Here is a 22575-nt window from a genome sequence, read left to right as displayed (position 1 = left end):
ATTTAGCAGATTCAAATCCGCAACCTGTGAATGGTTGCCTGATGCCAGTAAGGGAATGACCGTTTACGTGGGAATGCCGCTCAAATCTCCCCGGATTTGGATGAAGGCTGCAAGCTATAACCGTCATACCCTCTACCTGGAGGATAACACACCTGTGAGCGCGAAGGAGGTTCATTCATATCTGGTGGTTTATCCGAACAAGGAGGTGCTTAACGGTGTGAATCTTTTTGCACCTCTGCCCGCAGGAATCACTTTCCTTGAACCTGCCGCTGGTTCAAAGGAGTCGCTCATGCTTGATTCGGCAGAAATGAAGTTTGGGCGGATCGTTATTCAAGTGCAGCACAAAAATTTTCGAAGGGATGCCGAGGGCAAAATGATTTATTCAACCAAAATCAAAAACATTTCCCAGGGTCGTATTCGAATCACTTGTTTTGCAGGATTTCGTCCAGCAGGGAACAAATATGTGTTGAACACTGTCACCGGGAAATTCTTTTCTGCCGATCAATTTATCGCCTGGTATGACGCGCCAAAAGACGGCTGGATTGCGGCTGGGCAGGAAGTGGCCGACGATAATAATTACGGTGGCGGAAGCGGCCTCTGGGCGTTTTTCGGTGAGACAGAGACTCGAGAAACCTTCATTGGAGTGGCTGAATTGCCCGGATGAGTGCGGATGTTGGCGTGGAGAGCTGGGAATGAGGAATTGGATTGGAGCGGGAGGGAGGTCTGGGCTCGCCAGAGTCTCGGTTGCATCAGTTAGTGATGGTCGTGGGTGACAATGAATCGACGGTCGCCTACGCGAAGACCACGATGAATCGGGTTGGAGCGTGAGGGAGGTCACGGACGCGGCGCAACACGTCCCTACCGAATAGTTGATTGCTGGCGCGACGGGTTGCACCGTGGGGCGCGTACGCGGGTGGGGTAACGGACAATATTGAAATCGTGAGTCGCGTGCGCGAACTTGTTTGCGAAGGTGTGATGGAGATGGTCTAGGAGTTTCCCCCATTGTTCATGCAATCGGATTGTAAGAAGGTGTCAGCATGACTGATACTCAAACATTGCCTCATACAGCAAAGCGGGTCATTCGGCATCAAGCAACGGGTCTTTATTTTGTGGAGCAGGAGGGGGGCGGTTGGGCGAATTCACCCGATGCCGCGACCAAATATGAACGGCTGGGGACGATGGTGGAGGTGTGTCGCCGGTTTGGGTTGGAGGATGTGGATTTGGTGTTGAAGATGGAAGGTGGCGAGCCAGTGGAGATGGTGGCGATTAGTTGAGGGACAGTTGGTGAAGAGTTTTGAAATTTGCGATTTTTGCTTTTTGATTTGCGAATGACAACGAGCCGGGCTTGGGCGTTTGTCCCATCGAAGACTTCCTTTGGTTCCGGACAGCCAGGTATTTGGGTTTTTAGTTTCTGAAGAGCCTAAGAGCCTGTTTTAAAATTATGGAGGGTGCTGCGGTTGGAGATTTTGGCTGTGGCCAAGGCGGCGAGGTGCTTCCGCACGGGCACCAAGCATCCCCCTAAAGCGGGCGGTGAGGGCCGAGCCAACGCAGGCTGCGGCCAAAAGCACCGCCGCCCGGAGGGTTTTCGCGCAAAAGGCCGTCTGGCGGCGTTGCTCCTCAGTCGAAGATCCACCAGGGATATTCTCCTTCGTCGCGCCTTGCCATACAGCCTTTGGCGCAAAAACAGCACTCTCCAGAATTTTAAAACAGGCTCTTAATCCGCGGCTACGATGGCGAGGTTACTTTCGTTGAGGCTTTGAAGCCCCGTGTTCGCAAAGGGACTTATGGTTTGTGTTTTCCAATTAAGACAAAATATCTTCCCAGACTTTGGTTCGATGAAATAAATGTTCATTCCAGTCTGGTCTGGCTGGAAATCCGCTGAGAAATTGTGTCCGAGCGGTTGGCGCAGCAGCTCTTTTTTTGAGATGGGATCGAAGATGACGATTTCTGTTATGCCGGTCGGTGGTGTGCGCGGATTGTTTAATTCTTTGTTCTCTCCCCAGATCAGAAATGGCTTTCCGTCGGTGTTTCTCACGAAGATTTTGCCGGTTATCTTTGTGGTGGGAAAGTGTTCCGGATTTGGAATGGCGGTGGATAGATTGGTATCGGTGAATTGCAAGTGTGTGCCGTTGTAATACTCCATCAGCCCGAGTGTTGGCAGATAATATACCTGCCTTTGGCCGCGAATGGAATCATCGCCTCTTCGGTCAAGGAGCAAAACTTGTTTATGGGTGGATGCATCGTAGGCTGCCGTTTGGTGGAAGGTGCTCACGACGACTCCCGAAGGAATGGGAAGCCAAGCCACTGGATAACCGAGTCGATCACCTGGCAAACGAGGTGTCGCGCCGATTTTCCATTTGGCCTCGATGAAGCCGAAGCCCTGGGCGTCCACAACTTGAAAAACCACGGTGGCTGTTTGTGAGTGGACGGCCAGTTGGTCGGCGATAGTCGCTTTCAACAAGCCGGGATGGATATCATGGAGGGTTTTGTCTGCGATGATGTCGAGGGTTTTTCGGTTGATGACCAGCAAGCGGGCTCCTGCGGAGTGAGGGCCATTTATCTGCAAAAATGCGGCTGAATCTTCATCGATTCCATACCAGCCCTGGCCGCGTAGTTCGGCGATTTCCTGGCGGCCATCTGCGGAAAAGCTCGACACGTTCAGGGCTGAAGAGTCGTGGTTGGTGGCGGGTGGAGCAATGACTAAAATTCGGGGCGCACTGTCGGCCGGAGTCGCGGCCTGTGAGACAAGGGCGGTTAGGGTGACCAGTCGCCAAAGGATTTTCCAAATAGGATTGTGCATATGTGTGTTATCGGGAGCGAGCTTTATCCTGCCTGGCTCACTGAATGAATATCACACAAGGAGTTCCCGAAATTGTCAGACTTTTGTAAAAAAGTTGTAAGGACTCGAACAGAAAAAACTTGAGCCGATCTGCGGCTGGGTAACTCCGGATGCTGGGGCATCTCGGATCAGCTTATTCTGTAGGCGAGGACGGGTGAAGCCTGTGCATTAACGCGGCTTATGTTGTTGGTTTTAAACATGTAAAGATAAGTTATAATAAATATGGACATTGGTGTCCAAAATGCGGGCGAGGATGACTGATTTTCGTTTAGGTGCGTTGAGAATTTTCGATTTTGATGTTTAGACTTGGACGTGATTTTGATTCCTGCTTGCTGCGTTGCAGAGTTCTTAAATTTTAATTGTCATTCAATTTTATGTTTGCAGGAATCCGGTCAGTTCATTTCGTGGTATTTGCGGCACAGCAATGGCATCAGCGGCGGCAGCGATGAAGGAGAAGGGTTTTCACGTCACGGGTTCGGACCAGAATGTGTATCCACCGATGTCGACATTTTTGGCGGAGAAAAAAGTAGAGGTGATGTCGGGTTATGCGGAATCGAATCTGGCGCACAAGCCGGACCTGGTGGTGATCGGGAATGCGATTTCGCGCGGGAATCCGGAGGCGGAAGTGGCTTTGGAAAAAAAGCTGAGATATTGCTCGCTGCCGGAATTGTTGAAGGAATTTTTTATTCGCGGCAAGCGTTCGCTGGTGGTGACCGGCACGCATGGGAAGACCACCACGACGTCGCTGTTGACGTGGGTTTTCGAGCACAACGGGTATAATCCAAGTTATCTGATTGGAGGCATTCCGAATAATTTGGGGCAGGGGGCGAAGTTCACGGACAGCGAATGGTTCATCATTGAAGGGGATGAGTATGACACGGCTTTTTTTGATAAACGGAGCAAGTTTGTGCATTACCTGCCGGAGGTTGCGATCATCAATAACCTTGAGTTTGATCACGCGGATATTTTTGAAAACCTGGGAACGATTCAGACGGCATTCAAACGCTTCATCAATTTGGTGCCGCGCAATGGGCAGTTGATCGCGAATGGTGATGATCCGAATCTGGCTCCGTTATTGAATGTGACGCATTGTCCGGTGAAACGATTCGGTTTTGGTGAAGAGAATGCGTGGCGGGCCATGAATTTAAATCTGGCGCCGACGGTTTCGGAATTTGAGATTCCGAGTTTTAAATTCCGCATTGGTTTGTTGGGGGAATTGAACGTGAGGAATGCCCTGGCGGTGGTGGCTTGCGCGAAGCATTGCGGGTTAAAGAACCATGAAATTCAATCGGCTTTCGATACGTTTAAAGGCATCAAACGCCGCATGGAAGTGCGTGGCGTGAGTGGCGGGGTGACGGTGGTGGATGATTTTGGACATCATCCCACGGCAATTCGCGAAACATTGAAGGCATTGCGGATTAAATTTAAGGGGCAGAAGATTTGGGCGATTTTTGAACCCCGCACCAATACAACGCGACGCAATGTTTTCCAGACTGAATTGGCAGATTCGTTTGCCGATGCGGATGCCGTGGTGGTTTCGCAGATTGCGCGCTTGGAATTATTAAAGCCGGAGGAACGGCTGGATCCAGAGCGCTTGATGCAGGAAATTAAGAGCAAGGGTAAGACGGCGGAGTATTTACTCGATGCGGACGCGATTGTGGAGCATGTCTGCAAGCATGCGCAGGGAGGCGAAGTGATCTGTGTATTCAGCAATGGCGGCTTTGGTGGCATCCATAACAAGCTGCTGGATCGCCTGGCAAAAGTGGCGCGGAGATAATGCGAAATTGCGTCTGCTCCAATTTAGTTAGACGACTTTTGCTTCGAAGGTAATTTGTCGAGGGGCACGTCAGCGTCCAGGTTCGTGGGTGCATTCGTATCCTTCGCATCACTGCCCTTTGCTTTTGCCTCCTTTTCATCAACCGCGCGAGCCACACGTTTTTTTAGTGTGTTATAGAATTCGTTCGTGACGGAGTTGAGGCATTGGCGGGCTTCATCGAAATGGCCGGTGCTGGCCTTGATACGGGCGACATGGATGTAAACGCCCTCCCTTTCGATATCCGTTTCAGCGGCGTGCAATGCGTTGGTCCAGGATTTTAACGCGTCTTCATAACGAGGAGGACGGATGCCGTAATAAGTTTGAGCGATGTCCTGGGCGAGTTGGAAATTATCCGGGTCGAGCTTTTGTGCCTTGGAATAAAGATCGAGTGCCTTATTGAAAACCTGTTGTTCATCGATCTTGTAAAATTCCATCGCATCCTTGCGGTAGAGGAAAACTGTGGTGCCGAAGTTGTGATAATAAACCGGCTCGGTGGGATTCAATTCGATGGCTTTTGTGTAATAAGCAAACGCATTCGTGACCGGTCCGTTGTGGCCGTAGTAATTGGCTAAATTATTCCAGGCGGCGGGATTTTTCGGGTCAATTTCACGAGCTTTTTCATACTGTTCCTTGCCCGCGTCTTCGTCCTTGATATCGGCGAGGAAACTTCCGTAAGCCAGGTAAGCACGCACGTGTTTGGGATTGCTCTTGATAAAGTCTTCGTATTCCTGCTTTACGACCTCGAAACGTTTTAGGATACGAGAGTTAAGGATGTCATTGGGCGCGCCACCGCCTTTTTCAACGAAGGCATTGTTTCCGCGAATCCAGCCATCAACCTCAGTTTGGGCGGCATCATCATCCGCGAGGATTTTTTGATATTCCTTTTCAACGGGGTCGTTGGCATCCGGCACATTGACAGTAATGCCGGTGGTTTGGGTAACGAGATTGCTAACTGCAGCCGGCTGATTCGTCGCCACCAACGCTCCCAGTAAACCTATCAAAAGATTGCTCACGAAGCCAAATTAGCACGGGATAGAGATGAGTCGAGCCCCGAGTGCTTCCACTTTGACGCTAAACTTCCTTAACGATCCCCCAATAGACGTCGAGACGCTTGCTTAAATGGAGTTTCACCGCCTTGAGGAGAACTTGAGATTCAATTTTTTGTCCGGCGGCGACGATGTCTTTCAAATTCATATTGGGTCGGACATTAAAGCAACCTTGAGAGATGATGGGGCCTTCATCCAAGTGCATGGTGACGAAATGTGCTGTGACACCGATGATTTTAACACCCCGTTCGTAGGCCTGGCGATAAGCCTGAGGCCCAGGAAAACTTGGAAGCAAGGAAGGGTGGATATTGATGATTTTGTTTTTGTAGCGCCAAACAAAGTTAGGGGAGAGAATTTTCATGAACCGCGCTAAAACGACAAAATCAACCTCGTACTTTTCCAGAATGCGCAGAGTTTCTTCTTCTGCCTTGTTACGGTCATTCCAGGAAACAACTTCAAATGGAACCTTGTTTTTGCGGGCAAGGGGTTCCAAATCCCGGCGATTGGAAATCACCACAATGGGTTCAGCGTTGAGTTTGGCTTCGCGGATGGCTTTCAAAAGAGCTTCCAAACAGTGGGTCTCCTTCGTCACCATGATGGCAAAACGTTGGCGGCGATGTGGTTCAGCATAACGTATCTTGATTTCCATGCCCAGGAAGGTCGCGAGTTCCTTCAAACCTTGGTGAACCTGAACGGGAAACCAGGAGTTTGGCTTCCATGAGGCCTGGATGGTCATGCTGAACTGCCCGCGTGTCACTTGCTCCTCAAGACCTTCGATATTTCCGCCGACTTCGAACAAAAAGCCGGTGACGCGGGCTACCACGCCGGTTTTATCTTTTCCTATTACTGTGATGGTAACGAATTGTTTCATTGCGCGTCATCCTATTGGCAATAAGCTATAGGGCATAAGCAAGCCCTTTTTAATGGGAAAAGCCATTGTAATATGGGCAAAGGGATAATATCTTCTGCCCTTCGCGCAACTTTCTTGAGTTTCGCTTGTTAAACAGCAGAGATAAGAAGATGGAATTTGCATCGATAAAAGACTTTATTGTCCAGGTAGCCGTGGTTACTCCCGAGCAGTTTGAGGAGTATAGCAAGGCTTGGCGTGTGGCGATTGAAAACGGTTCTCAAGAAGCGTTGCTCGCCTTTATTTGCCGCGAGCGTGGAGTTGCGGAAGACGTTTTCCTGCAACAGCTTGCAACTGCGTTGAAATGGCCTTTTTTGGATCTGCCAAAAGTGGGCGTTCCACCAGAGGCGAGTCAAAAGATACCTACCAAGGTGGCATTCCAGTACTCCGTGCTGCCGACTCAGTTTGAGAAGGGCGTTTTGCAAGTCGTCATCAGCAATCCGTTTGATGCGGCGATGATGAACGCTGTCCGCTTCAATGCGGCGGGTCCGGTTGAATTTGCGCTGGCTCCCAAGGCGGAAATTGAGAAAGCGCTGAAAAAATATTACGGCGTCGGTGCCGAAACACTCGATGAAATGGCCAAGGATGAGCCATTGGAATTGTTGGTGGGTGAGGACAAGGAAATTACCGAAGGGGACCAGGAAGCCAGCGTCATCAAGTTCGTCAACCAGATTATCTGGGAAGCATTCAAAGATCGGGCAACGGACATTCACTTTGAACCGTCCGAAGACGAGTTGCGGATTCGATACCGTATTGACGGTATTTTGCACCAAACGCCAATGCCGCCACAGTTGAAGCGGTACCAGGCAGCTTTAATTTCCCGTATCAAAGTCATGTCCGGGATGAACATCGCCGAAAAACGTCTGCCGCAGGACGGACGAATCAACGTGCGAATTAAAGGTGAGGAAATCGACATTCGCGTTTCCACCGTGCCCACGGTGTATGGTGAGAGCGTATCGCTTCGTTTGCTGACTCGTGGTAAAATCTTTCTGGGGCTTGAAAAGTTGGGTTTTGCGCCGGTGGAAGAGACAGCGATTCGCGAAATTATTCTCAAGCCGCACGGAATTTTCCTGGTAACGGGACCAACCGGTTCCGGCAAATCCACTTCGCTTTACGCGTTCTTGAGCACGATTAACTCCGTGTCGAAGCGCATCATTACCATCGAAGAACCGGTGGAATATGAGTTGAAGGGCATCAACCAGATCGCGGTGCGTTCAGACATTGGTCTGACGTTTGCGATGGGGTTGCGCCATATCCTGCGTCAGGATCCGAATGTGATCATGGTCGGGGAAATTCGCGATTTGGAAACTGCAGAAATTGCGATTCGAGCCGCGTTGACAGGTCACTTGGTGTTCAGCACGCTGCACACCAACGATGCACCGAGCGCGTTTACCCGTTTGATCGACATGGGCATTGAGCCGTTTCTCGTGGCTTCCTCAGTGGAGGCGGTCATGGCACAGCGCCTCGTGCGTAATATTTGCCCCGGTTGCAAGACCGAGCAAAAAGTTGAACGCGATTACTTGCGAAAGATTGGTTTCCCGGCGAACGATATCGAAACTGCCAAATTTTGGCGCGGGGTGGGGTGCGAAGAGTGCCGCCAACTGGGGTATCAGGGACGACAAGGTATTTACGAATTATTGCTTTTGAACGAACAAATAAGACCATTGATTTTGAGCCGCGCGGCAGCCTCAACCATCGCCAACCGGGCCATGGAATTAGGCATGCGTACCTTGCGCACGGACGGTTGGAACAAAGTGAAAGCTGGACGCACGACGATCGAGGAAGTGCTGCGTGTGACGCAAATTGAAGAGCATCTCGATGCACTGGCTGAAGAAAGAAAAGCTGAAATAAGGGTGAAAAGTTGAAGAACAAGCGCTGGCAATTTTGTAACGTTGTTCGGGTCGGCGCCGATTTCCGCCAATTGTGGAGTTTTGCGGCCGGTCGAAACGGATTTAATTTATCCCAGGAGCAGACCATTCCGGTTGCCGATCCTTTGCCCGAGAAACTTGTGGCCAAGGATTGGAAGGCAGTGTTCCAACCAAAGTTGAACATCGCTTTCCTGCCGGTGGACCAGGTTTTCCTGAGAGTAATTCATCTTCCCACGAGCAGTTTCGACGAAACGGTTTCGATGGTGGAGTTGCAATTGGAGAAACTTTCACCGCTTCCAGTAACCCACATTGCGTGGAGCATTTATGTGATGCCGCAGTCGGTCGACAATCTGCAAACAGTGATTGTCATCATGGTGGCACGCGGCCTGGTGGATGACATGCTTGGGCAACTGGAAAGTCAGGGTTACCTGGCGGATCGCATTGAAGTGCCGATGATTGATCAGTTGCAGGCAACTCCGATTGCTGAGGACGGAGCCTGGATCTATCCGACCAGTAACGATGAGACGAATTTCACAGGATTGGTGGGGTGGTGGCACAACGGAGCCTTACGCAACCTGGGGTTGATCCACGTTCCAGCCGACGGCAACAGCGCAAGCGCGTTGAAGGAGCAACTATTGCAAATGGCCTGGGCTGGTGAATTGGAAGGCTGGCTTACCTCTTCGCCTCGCTGGCATTTGGTCGCGGGCGAGACTACGGCTGCGAAGTGGCAGGAAATGTTCCAAACATGGCTGGGCCGTTCGGTCGAGGTTATTCCTCCGCTTGCGCCGGCGGCCCTGGCAGCTTTGACTGCGAATCGCGCTGCCAAAAGCAGTGACAAAGCCACCATTATTCCACCGGAATATACGAGTCGGTACCACCAACAATATGTGGACCGGCTGTGGATGCGCATTCTGGGTGCGGTCGTGGCAGTCTACGTGTTTGCGGTTTTAATTTATATCGCGACCTCAGAGTACCAGGATTATCGCGCGCAGGGTGTCGAGCAGCAGATGCAGGGATTGAGCGCGTCGTACACAAATGCACTGCAATTAAAAGCGCGAATGGAAATTCTACAGGATCGGCAAGCGCTGAAATACGCTTCGTTGAATTGCTGGAAGACGGTTGCAGAGCTGCTGCCTGAAAACCTTACCATCACTTCAATGGAATTCAGGAATGGCAGGTCGTTGTCCCTGAATGGCACCGGCCCGGCCGGGCAGGATGCCCTGGCCACGGATTTTAGCGAGGCGCTACAGAAGGCAAAAATGAGTGACCGTCCCGACCAGCCTTTGTTCCAGAGGGTAGATCTCCCGATTATTCAAAGAGGACCAGGAGGGGGAATTACCTGGAGATTAGGCGCGGAATTGGCGCGCGGGGAGGATGAGCAATGAAGAAGTATACGGAACTCTTCATGAAGCTGCGTCCCGGCGAACGCCGTCTGGTCGTGGTGGTGGGATTGATATTTTTCGTCGTGTTGAACTGGTTATTCATCGTGCCGCAATTTCATGGTTTTGCGAGGGCTACCTTGCGCATGGAAAAGGCTCAGAAAACGCTTGAGATGTATCGCCGGGAAGTGGGGCATAAGGCCGAGTATCAACGCAAGGTAAATATGATGGAATCCGAAGGGTCGGCAGTTCCATTGGAAGACCAGGGGATTAACTTTGAGCGGTTTTACATGGCGCGCCTTAACGAGAACAATGTGTCCCGGGTGAACAACTCCCCGCTGAGCACTCATACCAATCAGTTTTTCGTCGAGCAGCAAATGAGTATTAATGTGATCGCGAACGAAACAAATCTGGTGAACTTCCTTTACAGCCTTGGTAGCGGTGGTTCAACGATGCGTGTGCGGTCCATGAGCCTTAGGCCTGAACCCTCCCATCAGCAACTGAATGCGAACATTACGCTTGTATCCAGTTATCAGAAGAAAGTCCCGCCGAGGGCGACGGTGCCTGCTGCATCCGAGTCCAAAACAGCTGCGGCAGTACCTGCACCAGCCAAAAAACCAGCTTCAGTGCCAACTACTGGTTCCAACAAAACAGCGACTGCTTCGATAAAAATGCCCGGAGTCACGAACAAATTGGGGCCACAAACTTTAAAAAGACCGTGAAAACTATTCTATTTGTACTGCTAACGTCCTGTGTGGGTGTCTGGGCGCAAACGGCTGACACGAATAATGCAGACAGCCGTTACAATGTGCTTAGACGAAAACTGCGTGAAACGATGGCCAGCGAAACGAACGGAATCACAGGTTCCAACGTTGATACCGCCGCCGTTTCCGCTGCTGCCCCGGCTTCCAGTGGCACTAATCCCGCCATCACCGCGGCACCTGCCCAGTTGGCACAATCCAGCTTTCCAACACCACCAACCACTACTCCGCGTCGTGTTCCGCCGCGCAGAATACCGCCGCTGACCAATACGGTTTCGACGAATGCAGTAGTTGCGAGTGGAACAAACGCCATTGCCACCAATGCTGTGACAGTTGCCCCTGGTGCCGTGGTAACTCCGACTCCCACACCTACACCCGGACCGGTTGACGCGGCAGTGGCGGCCACTGCAGCTTTGTTGCAAACAACCAATGCAGCGGCTGCAAATACAGGGCCTGCCAAACCTGCTGAGCCCATCATTCCAGCGGGTGAAATCAATTTTCCGGCAGTGGATGTCAACCAGGTATTGACGATTTACGGCGAGTTGGTCAACCGCACGGTGCTGCGGCCGACGGCGTTGCCAGCCCAGTTGATTACGTTGAAGACCCAGACACCATTAACGAAGTCCGAAGCGATCGAGGCTTTAAACAGTGTGCTGGCGTTGAATGGAATCACCATGATTAACGTGGGGGATAAATTCGTGAAAGCCCTGCCACAAAATCAGGCATTGCAAGACTCGCCTGAATTTAGCACTGGAGATCCGAGCCAGCTACCTGAGACCGGTCTCTTCGTTTCGAAGATCGTGCAACTGAAGTATCTCAAGCCAAGCGAAATGATGCCGGCCTTGACGCCGTTTGCAAAAATGCCAGGTGGTATTTTTCCAGTTGAGAACAACCAGACTATTTTCATTCGCGATTACTCTGAGAATGTGAAGCGGATGCTGGAAGTCATCGCGAAACTGGATGTCGAAGTGCCGATGGATTATGAAACTGCGGTCATCCCGATCAAATATGCCCTGGCAGCTGACATTTCATCGGCCTTGAGCAGTCTTGGCAGTGGCGGCGGGGGCGGCGGAACGTCCATTGGTCGTTCCGGTCGAACTGGCAGTAACCTGGCTGGTTCAGGGGCGGCGCCTGGCGGCTATTCGACCGGCACCCTGGGCGGTACTCCGGGCTCCAACCCGTTCGGAACCAGTCCGGGTATGGGAACAAGTCAAAGTCCTTTTGGAGGTGCTCAAGGTGGCAACCGGACCACCAGCTTCACGGATCGTCTGCAGCAAATTGTCAAAAGAGCTTCGAGCAGCGGAGAATTCCAGATTTTGGGTAACAATAAAATCATTGCTGATGAGCGGACGAACTCGCTCCTGGTATTTGCCAGCAAGCAGGACATGGATGTGATCAAGGATATTGTTGGGAAGCTGGACGTGGTGCTGGCCCAGGTTTTGATTGAAGCGATTATCATGGAAGTAACCCTGGATGATACACGCGACCTGGGTGTGAGCTACCTGCAAACCTCGCCTTCCGGCAATAACTACTTCCAAGGCATCGGGGCAATTAAGAATGGACCTTTTGCAAGCTTTTCCAATTTTGCAAGCACGGCTACCAACGCGGCGAATAGCTTGCCGAGCGGCTTCAGTTATCTGGCTCAGTTCAACAATGATTTCTCCGCTACAATTACAGCGGCCGCCACGGACAACCGAATCAATGTTCTCTCCCGTCCGCGCATTCAGACCTCGCATGCGGTTACGGCGAACCTTCAGATCGGTGATACGGTTCCCTACGTTACCGGAACCTACTTCGGTGGCCTTAACGGGCAGGCGAGTTCGCAATATCAACAAACCTTCGTGGGTATCAACTTGCAAGTCACACCGTTGATCAACCCCGACGGCTTGGTGGTGATGGATATAACCCAGGACGTGCAGCAACTTGGCACACCAACCATCATCGACAACAATCCTGTGCCGACAACCACCAAGCGCACAGCTCAAGCCAAGGTGTCGGTCAAGGATCGGGACACCATTATTTTGGGTGGATTCATCAGTTCAACCAAGAGCAGATCGAAATCTGGCGTGCCTTTGCTGATGAACATCCCGGTATTGGGTTACCTGTTCCGGAGCACCTCCGATTCCAATAAGCGAACCGAATTGATCGTGTTGATTCGTCCGACCGTATTGCCCACACCTGAAGCGGCTGCCCTGGTGGCGACGCGCGAACGGGACAGACTGCCCGGTGTGAAAGCGGCTGAAGCTGATTTCCGCAAGGAAGAGGCCAAGCGGCTGAAGCAGGCGGAAAAAATTCAGGTCCCCAGGGATGAGTAAGCGGGCCGGGGAAGAATAATCATTCAGTTTAATCAGGTAGAAAACGACTCCTTAGAAAAAGATATTACATGTGCCGATCAGATAACACTCCAGCCAGCAAACAAGGGTTGCTGCGGAGGTTCATTTTGGGTGGGATGGTTGTAAGTTCATTCCTGTTGCTCTTGTGCTCAGCAAAGGCGCAAACCAACAGCATTGTCTCCACTAATTCAGTCTCTGTGCTGGACACTGCGTTGCAGGGTGGTGGCACCGTGGTGCTCACATTTGATGGCACCATGAGTGTGACGAACGCTTTCAACATCATTGAAGATAATGTCGTAGTGGAAGGCAATGGGCGAGTCATCAGCGGTGGGGGAACCAGTCAGGTATTCATAGTTCCCGCTGGCATAACCAATTTCACCATAAAAAATCTTACCATCATGAATGGGAAAAGCCTCGGTGCCAGCGGAGGACCTGGAGTCCCGGGCATCAATGGGGGAAACAACGGAACATCGGGAGGGCCAGGTGGTCCAGGTGCGACGGGCAGGGGCGGGGCGATATTGAATCAAGGAACTTTGGCTTTGGTGAACTGCAATCTTTTCACCAACAACGCGACCGGAGGCAATGGCGGGACTGGGGGAAATGGAGGAAGTGGAATTTTTACCGGTGGGAACGGCGGAAATGGCGGTCTTGGCGCCAGTGGCCTTGGAGGAGCGATATTTAATGATTTGCATGCCACTCTTTTGCTTACCAATTGCAATTTGAACGGGAATTCCACTGTGGGTGGCAATGGTGGTGCAGGAGGCACCAACGGCACCGGTGGCTCATCCAGCCTCATGGGGACCGGCGGAGCGGCTGGAGCGGGCTCTGGAGGTGTAGTGTATAACCGCGGTACGCTGAGGGCCATAAACTGCGCATTTTCCGGCAACAAAGGGACAGGGGGAAATGGCGCTGCTGGGGGCACAACCAGCCAGGGAAACAACGGATTGGCAGGCACCGCGGGCGGAGACGGTTTGGGCGGCGCTATTTGCAATGTTGGAATTCTTTCTGTGACCAACTGCACATTTTTCCAGAACACACTTGGCGGCGGGACTGGCGGCCCTGGCGGGACCGGGCTGTTTCTGGGTGGCAATGGTGGCAACGGGGGCAACGCTTTTGGGGGCAGCATTTACAATAATAATGGCATTGTGAATTCTCTGGCGAGCAGCACGCTTGCTGGGAGCCGGGTTACCGGCGGGACGAATGGCTTGGCGGGAATTGGAGGGTCAACGACTGGCAATGCTGGAATCGTCGGCCTTATTGGAGGGGCAAACATCGCGAACGCCGCTGGAACCTTCATCATGGGAAACACCATCCTGACTGACACATTTCCCAACACAAACTCCTTCGGAAACATCACCGATGGTGGCAGCAATCTGAGTTCGGACTCCACACCGGCATTTACGACAGGAGGAAGCAGCCGCAATAATAACACGAATATCAAGCTGGGTGTCTTTGGCCCCAACGGCGGCCCCACCTTGACCCTGCCGTTGCTTCTGGGAAGTTCTGCCATTGACAAGGGGAATGGGGCCTTTGCGTTGCCATTTGATCAGCGTGGAGCTTCAAGACCAGCTGGAAACCAGGTGGACATCGGAGCTTTTGAGTTCGGAAATAATTACTCGATCGGTGGCACCGTGTTTTTAGGAACGAACGGGGCCTCCAACGTCACGCTAACTGCGAATGGATTCACAACCGTGACGGATCCAAATGGACATTTTGTATTTCCCAACCTGCCCGCTGGTGACTATTCAGTGGCTCCGACATTGACTAATCAGCCGGATGGTTTCTTTCAGCCGACAAATTACTTTTTTACTCTGGGCCCAACGACCAATGGCATCAACTTTGTGGCCACAAACATATATTCGATCAGCGGCAGAGTCACTTCTGGAACGAATGGAGATCCCCATATCACAGTGACCGCGAACAACTTGTCCACCACGACCGATACAAATGGTAATTACACATTCCCGTTTATACCGGCAGGTTCCTACACCGTGGCGGCGCAACCCTCTGCATATTTCCAGCCAACAAATTCAACCATTACCCTAGGACCATCGAGCAGCAATGTTAATTTTGCGGCGGCAAGTGTGTACTCGATCTCAGGCAAAATTTTTATTGGAACCAACGGCGGGGCCAATGTTCCAGTAACTGCAAACGATTTTTCAACCACCAGTGATGCCAATGGCAATTACTTGTTCACCAACCTGCTTGCGGGTTCATACACAGTAACGCCACCATCCGGACTTTTTCGCCCCACAAACTCCATCGTTACCTTGGGGCCATCAACCAATAAGATTAACTTTACTTCAACGAATGCCGGTAGCGTGCAGCTCACCGTTAGTTCCAACTCTGCGGTATCTTTCTCCCTGCCGGCAATTCCCAACCAGAACTATCGGATACAGGCCTCCACAAATCTTTCCAGCCGGACGAACTGGGTCACGATTGGCACAACGAACTCGGGAACGAATGGACTGTTGATATTTGACATTCCTGAAGCGGATATCACCAACCGTTTCTTCCGGGCGACGACCCCATAGCTGGCAAGTGTGCTTTGGCTTGGAACAGATTTGAATCTCTGCTGATGGGAGAGCAGGAAAGGCACAAGACGATCCGCTCACGATCATCGAGATTAGTCGAAAGCTATCTTAAGGACTAGGAGGCGCAGGAAATCCGTGGGCGCCATTTCCGCCTGAATTATTCATTCCCGGCGTTAAGGGAGTGGGGGGCAGAGGCGGGATGTTAGGGTTATTCTTATTTTGTTCCCGTTGCAACTCCACCATGATCATCTGCTCTTCTGCTGAAAGCTGGGGCTGTTGCTGGTCACTGCCAGACCGAAGTGTGCGCGTAGGAATCGAGGTGAGACCGGGGGCAACATTTGGATTGCCTGCGTTTACTCCGTTGTTGTATCCCGCAGGTTGCCCGTTATTGAAACGGTTCTGAGGATTATAGCCTCCACCCGGGTAGCCTCCACCTGGAGGTGGAATCATGTTGGGCATATGAACATTTGGCGAGCCAGCCAGGTTCGGCGGAGCGGATACGGGTGCTTGAGGAAGGGTTACTTTCTCGAAAGCCAGCACTGAAATAACTCCATCGTTTTTGATCTTAACATTGGCAGCCTTGGTATTGATTTCCACCACCTCAATCAAACCCTGACGCTGGCCTTCAGCGAGAATATAGGATTCCTCCTTGTTCGCGGGCTTGCCGGGAGTCGTAGGCTCCTGAACCATAAACAGCGCCTGCTTTTTACCTAAAATCGTGGTAATCCCCGTCAGTTTGATATTGGGAGGCGGAGTGTTGGTGGGCTGTGTTGACGGAGGGGGTGGCGGTGCCTTTAAGTCAAAAATATTCCGCTCTACGATAACCCCATAAGGATGAGAACCTTCGGGCGCGGAGTCGTTGGCATTTTCTTCATTTGCAACGGCGTGAACTGCCGTGGTCAAGGCAAGGCCTCCAAGCACACAGATCACCGTCTTTCCAACGCGTTTCATGGTTTGTATAATATACGGATCGAACTCTTAAACACCACTACTAAGTTTTGGTTGCGGAGAGAGATTGCCTGGGGAATGCCCTCCATAACGGGTTATACCGAATGCCAAAATTAATTTCCGAAATGGGGAAAAGAAACAGAATGAATGAAGGAAATAAATTTGAGGAAAATGGAGACTGAAAAGTCATGGCTTTGGGGACAAGAGAATTCATTAGTCGTTGGCTGCAGGGTGCTTTTGATTTGAGGCGGCGTTGTCGCCCTGGTCGCTATCTACTGATAGCGCCTGCGGGCTCCGCCTTGCCTCAAACCAAAATCCCTCCTGCCATTCGGAAATTTCTTTCGGCATTCGGTATAACTGACTTGGGTCGAGGCAGTCAGGCCTTAAAGAGTCGGAAGGGCAGATGCATTATTTGTAGTTCGATAAAGGCAAGGGAGCTGGAATTTGGGGTGCTTGAGGCATGGGAGTTCGAGAATGGGCAAATGGCGGAGCTGTTGGGGAGGTTGCGAAAGTTGGCGGAGCGGATGGATTTGCTGATTTGGGAATCTCCAAAGCAATAACCGAGGTTTTACCTTCCCGCTCTAATTTGACAGTGCCAGAATGTTCGTCGACTTCCAGCAAGTGGACCGGACCCTCTCGCTGCCCTTCAGCCAAAATGTAGGATTCTTCCTTAATTGGTGGCTTCCCGGGGGTTGTTGGCTCCTGGACCATGAACAACGCCCGTTTGCCTCCGAGTATCGTGGTAATGCCAGTCAGGCGGATTTGAGCAGTGGGCGGGATGATCGGTGCGGGTTCAGCCTGTGGCGGAGGACCATGCAGATCAAAGATGTTGCGATGGGGAATAGCATCATACCCAGACCGATCATTTTCGTTCACAAAGCCTTGCGCTTCAAAGGTGATCAAGCCTGTTCCAAGCGTTAAAATTAGGAGAGATGTGACAGCGAATCTCATTTCTATTAGAACACCAAGGAGGGGTTTTGGTTCTAAATAAAAAGAGCCGAAAGTGGTTAAACTTCCGGCTCTTCGGATGATCGCTGTTGATTCGACTAATAAGAGGCTTGGACGCCTTTAACGGAGCGTTTCTGCATCCAAGGCATCATGCTGCGGAGGCGGGCACCGGTCTTTTCGATCGGATGCTGTTCGCCCTTTTTGAGCAAGGCATTGTACTTCTTGTAGCCGCCTTTGTATTCCGCAACCCAGCCTTTGGCAAACTTGCCAGTCTGGATGTCTTTGAGCGCCTGTTTCATGCGCTTCTTAACGCTGGCATCGATGATCTTGGGGGTACGCTGACGTCACCCCACTTAGCAGTTTCGGAGATCGAAAAGCGCATGCCGCTGATGCCGGCTTCGTTCATCAAATCGACGATGAGCTTCAATTCGTGCAGGCATTCAAAATAGGCCATTTCAGGCTGGTAACCGGCTTCGACGAGGACTTCATAACCGGCCTGGACGAGCGCACTGGCACCGCCGCAGAGAACGGTTTGTTCGCCGAACAAGTCGGTTTCAGTTTCTTCCTTGAAGGTGGTTTCAATGACCCCGGCACGAGTGCCACCAACGCCCTTGGCCCAGGCGAGCGCGACCTTCTTGGCCTGCTTGCTTGGGTTTTGATAAATGGCGATCAGCGCGGGAACACCTTTGCCTTCAGTGAACTGACGGCGCACGATGTGACCGGGGCCCTTTGGAGCGACAAGGATTACATCCACGTCCTTCGGCGGAACGATGGTCTTGAAATGGATGGCAAAGCCATGGGAAAAGAGCAGGGTTTTGCCCTTGGTCAAATTTGGAGCGATGTCCTTCTCGTAGGCGGCAGGCTGCTTGGTGTCAGGCAGGGCGACGAAAATAACATCAGCGCGGCGGACAGCTTCCGCAGTGGTAACGACCTCAAACCCGCGGTCCTTGGCGACAGGGATCGATTTGCTTCCCTCGTAGAGACCGATGATGACGTTCAGACCGCTTTCCTTCAGGTTCAGCGCATGGGCATGGCCTTGCGAGCCGAAACCGAGGACGGCGAGGGTTTTATTCTTCAGGACGCTGAGATCAGCATCTTTATCTGTATATACTTTAGCAGGCATTTTTGATTCAGGTTGAGGTTGGGAGTTAAAGTTATTTGCGGGGCAGGGCAATCTTGCCCGTACGGGTCAGGTCCAGAACTCCGAAGGATTTCATCAGAGTCAGGAACTTATCAGTTTTGCTTTCGTCACCGGTGATCTCGATGGTGAGCGTGTTCGGCTGCACATCGACAATCTTGGCGCGGAAAATATCAGTGATTTGCATCACTTCAGCGCGCGACTTGGAATCGACGGAGACCTTCACCAGCACGAGTTCGCGATCCACGTATTCGTCGGCGCGAAAATCCTGGACTTCGAGGACGTCGACGAGTTTTTCGAGCTGTTTTACGATTTGATCAAGCGTGGCATCATCACCGCGGGTGACGATGGTCATGCGGGAAGTTTTGGGATCTTCGGTCGGTCCTACGTTCAAAGTGTCAATGTTGTAGCCACGGCCGCTGAAGAGGCCGGCCACGCGGGTGAGCACGCCGAATTTGTTTTCCACGAGAACAGATATCGTATGTCGCATAAATCCCCATATTATATGGGGACGCGAAAGCTAACAACCAGCGGGAAAGGGGTCAATCTGGTTTTTCGGGGGGGTGAACCCAAACCTTCTGTTCGTTTTGCCTGGTTCTCCTTTGGTCAACCGAATTTGGAACTTTGAAGTAGCGCATTGACACACGCCATCCTTTTGATTAACTACGAACGTGACCAAGGATATTTTATGAAAAACTTACGTATCGCTTCCTTTCTCTTAAAGACGTTTGTCTCCCTGATTCTGGCATTCCCGCTAATTGCTACTCGAGTTCAGGCTGATGCTTTGGACAATTGGAGCAGAACTTTATGGCTCACAAATACCTTTGAATTGAGTGACATCACCTATGGCAACAATACCTATGTTGCAGTTGGGATGGCACCTCCGTCTAGTGACTTCGGCATTATTTTATCCTCCAGCGACGGCGTGAATTGGACACAACGGAGCATCAACAATCAGACCAACTTTACCTACGCACTCGCACGCGTGATCTATGCTAGCGGGACTTTCGTGGCAGTTGGCTACAATGGGTCAATATATAGTTCCACCAATGGAATTGATTGGCAGAATACGCAACTTGGACCGATTTGGAACTTCAATGGCGTTGCCTATGGAAACGGCAAGTTTGTCGCGGTGGGGGATTGCAGTTTAATCGCCGGTGGGGTTACGAGTAGCAACGTCTACACTTCACCTGATGGGATTACCTGGACAGCGCAGCACTCGGTACTGATTGCCTCTGCCGCAAACAACATTTATGCCATAACCTTTGGGGGTGGCAGTTTCAAAGCCGTTGGCCAAGGAAGTTATCTTTATACCTCAGCGGACGGTGTTTCCTGGAGTCGTAGCTCGGTTTCATCCAGCGATCTGACGAAAATTGTCTATGGAAACGGGTTGACCATAATTGCAGATAGCTCGGGTAATCTTTTTACTCCCCCATCCGTTCCTCTTTCAGGCCTGGTCAGTCTTAATACCGGTACTGCCATGCAGAATCCGTCACTTGCCTATGTGAACGGAACTTTTCTTATAGGCGGTTATGATTTAAGTCTCGGAACAAATTCCATTATTTTCTCCCGTGATGGCCTCAACTGGACCAAAAGTAATTTCCATAGCCAGGACAGGATGCGTGGGATGACTTTCACGGGCAATCGTCTTGCGTCGGTTGGTTACATTTATTTGTCTTCCAGCCTGACGGGCATCTATCTGTCTGATCCTGTCGTCAATTTGGCTCTCCAGCCTGCTCCCTCTCCGCAGATTAATCTTTCCGGCATCGTGGGACGGTCTTATCAAATCCAGTGTCTAGATGCAGGCCTGGTGAATGGCTCCAATAGTTGGCAAGTGCTCACTAACTTCACGCTGCCCAGCAGTCCTTATGTCTGGACCGACACAAATGCAATGAATTCACCGCAACGGTTTTACCGCGCGGCGTTGTTGCCTTGATTGATGGACGAGAGCTTTAAATGAAGAACGGATTATTCGCCTTCTCTTCAGCAACCGTGGTGAAGGGGCCGTGGCCGGGGCAGATCAAGGTATCGGGTGGGAGGCTGAAGATTTGCTCGCGGACTTTCTGTTTTGCCTGATCCCAGGAAATCAATCCGCTGCCAATGGAGCCGGCGAAAATGGCATCGCCTACAATGGCGACGTGAGGGGCGTCCTCGGGCCAGGTGCCGACGATATAAGTCACACCATCTTCGGCATGACCCGGCGTATCGCGATTGGTGATGCGCAAACTGCCAAGCTGGAGAAAATCATTGGGTTTGTTGCGGTGTTGCGGAGGCGCGGTTTTGGAACTGGTATGCAGATGCGCCTTGGGGAACTTTTCGCGCAATGGCGCGAGTGCGGCGATGTGGTCTTCGTGCGAGTGGGTAAGAAAGATGTGACGGACTTGAAGTTTGTTTTCTTCCACGAGTTGGATGATCTGCTCGGCGTTCCAGCCGGTATCAAAAATGGCGGCATCGCGGGAAACTTCGTCCCAGACTACGTAGGAATTAACGGCCATGCCCTTTTCTTCAGTGGTGATGCGGCGCAATTCGCGCCAGATGCTGAGATCTTTTTCTGAGGGGAGCCAGCCTTTGGCGATGGATTCCAGTTTGGACGGTGCCAAGCCGATGGCGTTGGCGAGAGCGGCAAGGTTCGGTTTTTTAGCGCTCTTGCCGGATTCTTCCAGAGAGGTGAGTTCTGCCTCGGTCAAACCGGCAACTTTGGCGGCAACATCTGCCGAGACGTTGGCGGCTTTGCGGCCCTTGCGGATAATATCGCCCAAATGATCTTCCAAATTCATGGACAAGAGTTAGCCAGTGAGACGTTGGAATCGCAAGTCTAAGGTTTGGCTTCCTTTACTCAGCCCAGTCACGTGCGGTTTCTGCGGCAAGTCTTTCAAGCCAATAGGCTGGTTTTCCTTTTGCACTTTTAATCGTGGTGAGCTCCGTCAAGCCACGCGCCTGAGCAAAGAAACTCTTGCTGTTTTTGGGGACGGCGACGTTTCCGGCCAGTCCAATGCAGGGAATCTTCAATTTGTGCGCCCAGCGTGCCATTTGTCCAACGCCTTTGCCCATGAGCGTGGATTGATCAATGGCTCCTTCGCCGGTGATGACGAGGTCGGCGGATTTTAAATGTTTCTTTAATTGAGCGTATTCAGCGAAAAGTTCGAAACCCGGTTCCATGCAACCGCCCAGAAATGCGCAAAATCCAAAGCCCAGACCACCCGCTGCACCTGCACCTGGCTCGCAGGCAAAGTCGCGTCCCAATTCGTTTTTCACCACCGTGGCCAGACGGCGCAACGCTTTTTCGGCGAGTGGGAAATCCTTTTTGATAAGACCTTTTTGGGGGCCGTAAATGCGGGTGCAGCCGTGCCTGCCCAAGAGTGTGTTTTGCACATCCACAGCCACGAGCAACTCCTCGAACAAGTATGGTTCTTTTGGTGCCCGCAGGGTTTTGAGCGAGTGCAGTTCTGTCCATTCAACGATGGGTTTTCCGCTGCGATCAATAAACTCCCAGCCCAAGGCGCGGGCCAATCCGAATCCAGCGTCGTTCGTGGCGCTGCCGCCGATACCGACCAGGCAACGTTTGGCACCTTTGTTTGCAGTTGCAAGAATTGCCTTGCCGATTCCAAAAGTGTGCAGGTTGAACGGGTGATATTTTCCGGGGGGCAATTGGGCGAGGCCGTTGATGCGAGCGGCTTCGATGATGGCGGTTTTGGTTTTTGCATCCCACCACCACTTGGCGGTGCAGGGGCGGTCGGCGGCATCGACTGTTTTGATGGTTTGCAATTTCGCGGAAAGAGCTTCACCCATGACAGCCCCAAAACCATCGCCGCCGTCGCTCATGGGCAGGAGTTCCAACATGTCCTGGGGCCGTGCCTTGCGCCAGCCGCGAGCAATGGCTTCCGCGGCACGATGTGCAGTAAGCGTGCCTTTAAATTTATCCGGAACGATCAGGACCTTCAGTGACATGGCCCAAGTTTAGAGAATTGTGGGGTTATCTCGCGAGTGAATACTGCGTGGCATGTTGGTGTACGATTCACAAATTCAACGATGTGGGTACAAAGGTTGAAGCCGTCCTG

18 protein-coding genes and 1 pseudogene are annotated in these 22575 nt (G+C 51.7%); 9 read left to right on the top strand and 10 right to left on the bottom strand.

The features are described 5' to 3' along the window. Window positions 1-55: 55 nt before the first annotated feature. Window positions 56-664, top strand: a complete 609-nt coding sequence (locus CFLAV_RS21130; RefSeq protein WP_150107524.1) for a hypothetical protein — start codon at window positions 56-58, stop codon at window positions 662-664. Window positions 665-1037: 373 nt separating this feature from the next. Continuing rightward, window positions 1038-1274 (top strand): hypothetical protein, encoded by a 237-nt coding sequence (locus tag CFLAV_RS21125; protein ID WP_007416867.1) that lies wholly within the window; start codon window positions 1038-1040, stop codon window positions 1272-1274. A gap of 440 nt (window positions 1275-1714) precedes the next feature. On the opposite strand, the gene CFLAV_RS21115 is transcribed toward CFLAV_RS21125, so the two are convergent. Then, window positions 1715-2800, bottom strand: coding sequence for a hypothetical protein (locus CFLAV_RS21115; protein ID WP_007416866.1), 1086 nt, complete (start codon window positions 2798-2800; stop codon window positions 1715-1717). Between the two features lie 463 nt (window positions 2801-3263). Between CFLAV_RS21115 and mpl the strand changes: the two genes are divergently transcribed. Further along, window positions 3264-4616, top strand: a complete 1353-nt coding sequence (gene mpl / locus CFLAV_RS21110) for a UDP-N-acetylmuramate:L-alanyl-gamma-D-glutamyl-meso-diaminopimelate ligase (RefSeq protein ID WP_050785902.1) — start codon at window positions 3264-3266, stop codon at window positions 4614-4616. A 23-nt stretch (window positions 4617-4639) separates the two neighbouring features. Here the strand turns inward: mpl and CFLAV_RS21105 are convergent, their stop codons facing one another. Further along, on the bottom strand, window positions 4640-5668 hold the full coding sequence (locus CFLAV_RS21105; protein ID WP_007416863.1) for a tetratricopeptide repeat protein: 1029 nt from the start codon (window positions 5666-5668) through the stop codon (window positions 4640-4642). 58 nt (window positions 5669-5726) lie between these two features. Then, entirely contained in the window at window positions 5727-6572 is an 846-nt protein-coding gene (locus tag CFLAV_RS21100; RefSeq protein WP_007416862.1) for a formyltetrahydrofolate deformylase, read from the bottom strand. 149 nt (window positions 6573-6721) lie between these two features. On the opposite strand from CFLAV_RS21100, the gene CFLAV_RS21095 reads away from it, so the two are divergent. The 5 genes from CFLAV_RS21095 (at window position 6722) to CFLAV_RS32825 (ending at window position 15483) form a co-directional block, all read left to right on the top strand. After that, window positions 6722-8473 (top strand): GspE/PulE family protein, encoded by a 1752-nt coding sequence (locus tag CFLAV_RS21095; protein WP_007416861.1) that lies wholly within the window; start codon window positions 6722-6724, stop codon window positions 8471-8473. Further along, window positions 8470-9861: a hypothetical protein gene (locus CFLAV_RS21090; RefSeq protein WP_007416860.1), complete on the top strand. Its 1392-nt coding sequence runs from the start codon at window positions 8470-8472 to the stop codon at window positions 9859-9861. Before CFLAV_RS21095 ends, CFLAV_RS21090 begins: the two co-directional genes overlap by 4 nt. After that, window positions 9858-10577, top strand: a complete 720-nt coding sequence (locus CFLAV_RS21085) for a hypothetical protein (protein ID WP_007416859.1) — start codon at window positions 9858-9860, stop codon at window positions 10575-10577. The genes CFLAV_RS21090 and CFLAV_RS21085 overlap by 4 nt, the downstream gene beginning before the upstream one ends. Then, window positions 10574-12931: a secretin GspD/PilQ domain-containing protein gene (locus CFLAV_RS21080; protein ID WP_007416858.1), complete on the top strand. Its 2358-nt coding sequence runs from the start codon at window positions 10574-10576 to the stop codon at window positions 12929-12931. Before CFLAV_RS21085 ends, CFLAV_RS21080 begins: the two co-directional genes overlap by 4 nt. A gap of 68 nt (window positions 12932-12999) precedes the next feature. Beyond that, window positions 13000-15483 (top strand): carboxypeptidase regulatory-like domain-containing protein, encoded by a 2484-nt coding sequence (locus CFLAV_RS32825; RefSeq protein ID WP_007416857.1) that lies wholly within the window; start codon window positions 13000-13002, stop codon window positions 15481-15483. Between the two features lie 108 nt (window positions 15484-15591). On the opposite strand, the gene CFLAV_RS21070 is transcribed toward CFLAV_RS32825, so the two are convergent. The 5 genes and pseudogenes from CFLAV_RS21070 to ilvN all read right to left on the bottom strand — a co-directional run bounded on the left by CFLAV_RS21070 (window position 15592) and on the right by ilvN (window position 19007). Beyond that, window positions 15592-16434 carry a hypothetical protein gene (locus CFLAV_RS21070; protein WP_007416856.1) on the bottom strand — a complete coding sequence of 281 codons (843 nt, stop codon included), beginning with the start codon at window positions 16432-16434 and terminating at the stop codon, window positions 15592-15594. Between the two features lie 210 nt (window positions 16435-16644). Further along, complete coding sequence (locus tag CFLAV_RS36990; RefSeq protein WP_272941462.1) at window positions 16645-16779, bottom strand: hypothetical protein; 135 nt, start codon at window positions 16777-16779, stop codon at window positions 16645-16647. 60 nt (window positions 16780-16839) lie between these two features. After that, the gene (locus CFLAV_RS35675) at window positions 16840-17382 is read right to left on the bottom strand and encodes a hypothetical protein (protein WP_040549674.1); all 543 of its coding nucleotides are present in this window, start codon (window positions 17380-17382) and stop codon (window positions 16840-16842) included. Between the two features lie 95 nt (window positions 17383-17477). Then, window positions 17478-18502, bottom strand: a pseudogene (gene ilvC / locus CFLAV_RS21060) (ketol-acid reductoisomerase). Between the two features lie 31 nt (window positions 18503-18533). After that, window positions 18534-19007 carry an acetolactate synthase small subunit gene (gene ilvN / locus CFLAV_RS21055; RefSeq protein WP_007416851.1) on the bottom strand — a complete coding sequence of 158 codons (474 nt, stop codon included), beginning with the start codon at window positions 19005-19007 and terminating at the stop codon, window positions 18534-18536. Between the two features lie 198 nt (window positions 19008-19205). On the opposite strand from ilvN, the gene CFLAV_RS21050 reads away from it, so the two are divergent. Next, on the top strand, window positions 19206-20453 hold the full coding sequence (locus CFLAV_RS21050) for a WD40/YVTN/BNR-like repeat-containing protein (RefSeq protein WP_007416850.1): 1248 nt from the start codon (window positions 19206-19208) through the stop codon (window positions 20451-20453). Between the two features lie 16 nt (window positions 20454-20469). Here CFLAV_RS21050 and CFLAV_RS21045 read toward each other — a convergent pair whose 3' ends face one another. Both CFLAV_RS21045 and CFLAV_RS21040 read right to left on the bottom strand, forming a co-directional pair. After that, window positions 20470-21294: an MBL fold metallo-hydrolase gene (locus CFLAV_RS21045; protein ID WP_007416849.1), complete on the bottom strand. Its 825-nt coding sequence runs from the start codon at window positions 21292-21294 to the stop codon at window positions 20470-20472. 55 nt (window positions 21295-21349) lie between these two features. Then, entirely contained in the window at window positions 21350-22465 is a 1116-nt protein-coding gene (locus CFLAV_RS21040; RefSeq protein WP_007416848.1) for a glycerate kinase, read from the bottom strand. Window positions 22466-22575 lie beyond the last annotated feature (110 nt).

The organism is Pedosphaera parvula Ellin514 (assembly GCF_000172555.1).
In the GTDB taxonomy this organism is placed as follows: Bacteria; Verrucomicrobiota; Verrucomicrobiia; order Limisphaerales; family Pedosphaeraceae; genus Pedosphaera.
This window is presented reverse-complemented; position numbering and strand designations above follow the sequence as displayed.

What these genes read in the sequence shown, in the direction of transcription:
- mpl (WP_050785902.1), top strand. Translation starts at nt 3,264, where the DNA reads ATGGCATCAGCGGCGGCAGCGATGAAGGAGAAGGGTTTTCACGTCACG.
- CFLAV_RS21045 (WP_007416849.1), bottom strand. Translation starts at nt 21,294, where the DNA reads ATGAATTTGGAAGATCATTTGGGCGATATTATCCGCAAGGGCCGCAAA.
- CFLAV_RS21095 (WP_007416861.1), top strand. Translation starts at nt 6,722, where the DNA reads ATGGAATTTGCATCGATAAAAGACTTTATTGTCCAGGTAGCCGTGGTT.
- CFLAV_RS21130 (WP_150107524.1), top strand. Translation starts at nt 56, where the DNA reads ATGACCGTTTACGTGGGAATGCCGCTCAAATCTCCCCGGATTTGGATG.
- CFLAV_RS21085 (WP_007416859.1), top strand. Translation starts at nt 9,858, where the DNA reads ATGAAGAAGTATACGGAACTCTTCATGAAGCTGCGTCCCGGCGAACGC.
- CFLAV_RS21115 (WP_007416866.1), bottom strand. Translation starts at nt 2,800, where the DNA reads ATGCACAATCCTATTTGGAAAATCCTTTGGCGACTGGTCACCCTAACC.
- CFLAV_RS35675 (WP_040549674.1), bottom strand. Translation starts at nt 17,382, where the DNA reads ATGAGATTCGCTGTCACATCTCTCCTAATTTTAACGCTTGGAACAGGC.
- CFLAV_RS21100 (WP_007416862.1), bottom strand. Translation starts at nt 6,572, where the DNA reads ATGAAACAATTCGTTACCATCACAGTAATAGGAAAAGATAAAACCGGC.
- CFLAV_RS36990 (WP_272941462.1), bottom strand. Translation starts at nt 16,779, where the DNA reads ATGCCGAAAGAAATTTCCGAATGGCAGGAGGGATTTTGGTTTGAGGCA.
- CFLAV_RS21050 (WP_007416850.1), top strand. Translation starts at nt 19,206, where the DNA reads ATGAAAAACTTACGTATCGCTTCCTTTCTCTTAAAGACGTTTGTCTCC.
- CFLAV_RS21040 (WP_007416848.1), bottom strand. Translation starts at nt 22,465, where the DNA reads ATGTCACTGAAGGTCCTGATCGTTCCGGATAAATTTAAAGGCACGCTT.
- CFLAV_RS32825 (WP_007416857.1), top strand. Translation starts at nt 13,000, where the DNA reads ATGTGCCGATCAGATAACACTCCAGCCAGCAAACAAGGGTTGCTGCGG.
- CFLAV_RS21070 (WP_007416856.1), bottom strand. Translation starts at nt 16,434, where the DNA reads ATGAAACGCGTTGGAAAGACGGTGATCTGTGTGCTTGGAGGCCTTGCC.
- CFLAV_RS21125 (WP_007416867.1), top strand. Translation starts at nt 1,038, where the DNA reads ATGACTGATACTCAAACATTGCCTCATACAGCAAAGCGGGTCATTCGG.
- ilvN (WP_007416851.1), bottom strand. Translation starts at nt 19,007, where the DNA reads ATGCGACATACGATATCTGTTCTCGTGGAAAACAAATTCGGCGTGCTC.